The 901-nt window shown below is 49.1% G+C and carries 2 protein-coding genes; one reads left to right on the forward strand and one right to left on the reverse strand.

What is annotated here, in order from left to right:
• Positions 1–13: 13 nt before the first annotated feature.
• The gene (locus DI14_RS05500) at positions 14–448 is read right to left on the reverse strand and encodes an Rrf2 family transcriptional regulator (RefSeq protein ID WP_034806323.1); all 435 of its coding nucleotides are present in this window, start codon (positions 446–448) and stop codon (positions 14–16) included.
• Between the two features lie 147 nt (positions 449–595).
• On the opposite strand from DI14_RS05500, the gene DI14_RS05505 reads away from it, so the two are divergent.
• On the forward strand, positions 596–901 hold a 306-nt coding region (locus DI14_RS05505; RefSeq protein WP_034806325.1), incomplete at its 3' end, for an NAD(P)H-binding protein.

The raw sequence follows: 901 nt of genomic DNA on the forward strand, positions 1-901 counted from the left end.
AAGGAACCGGTCGTTAGGTTCCTTGGCTTTTTGTGGCGACGTCTTGGACGATATCGGCGAGCTTCACATGCTTCAATACCGATTCCATCGCCGATTGGGCGTGAATAAAAATCGGTTCAATCGTCGTTTGGATATGTTGACCGACAGGACATGCCGGATTCGGATTGTCATGGATGCTGAACAACTCGTTCTCCTCGACGACGTTGACGGCTTGATACACATCATATAGTGAGATTTCGGTCAATTCTTTCGTCAGTTTGGCGCCGGCGACGCCGGGTTTCACTTCAATCAAGTCGGCCTTCTTCAACATGGCCATGATTTTACGGATTAAGGCAGGGTTCGTATTAACGCTCCCGGCTAAATAATCAGACGAGGTGACGCCGTCCTTGTTGAACTCGATTAACGTCAAGATATGAATGCCAACTGCGAAACGGCTACTAATTGACATAAGCCACCACCTTTCTGAACTGTCGTGTAAGCGAATTGGTTACATCTTCAGTATAACAGGGAACAAACAATTGACAAACGAAGATGCTGTAACTATGATGATTACATGTAACTGATTTGATTACAGGTTAAAGGGAGGAAATGAATCATGAAATATTTAGTCACAGGGGCGACCGGGAAACTCGGTTCGAAGATTGTCGATTTCTTGCTTGAATCCGTACCGGCAAGTGAAGTGGCGGTCAGCGTCCGCAACCCAGAGAAAGCGTCGCTATTGAAGGAAAAAGGTGTCGACGTGCGTCATGGCGACTTTGACAAGCCGGAGACGCTCGAAGCGGCGTTCAAAGGGGTCGAGCGACTCCTGATCATCTCAGCAGACGGAGACAACGACACCCGCATCCGCCAACATGCGAACGCAGTCGAAGCCGCAGAGGTAGCAGGGGTCAAGTTCATCGCC

The organism is Exiguobacterium sp. AB2, assembly GCF_000696055.1.
Taxonomy (GTDB): Bacteria; Bacillota; Bacilli; order Exiguobacteriales; family Exiguobacteriaceae; genus Exiguobacterium; species Exiguobacterium alkaliphilum.

Coding starts and splice junctions, on each gene's coding strand:
- DI14_RS05500 (WP_034806323.1), bottom strand. CDS start 448: ATGTCAATTAGTAGCCGTTTCGCAGTTGGCATTCATATCTTGACGTTA.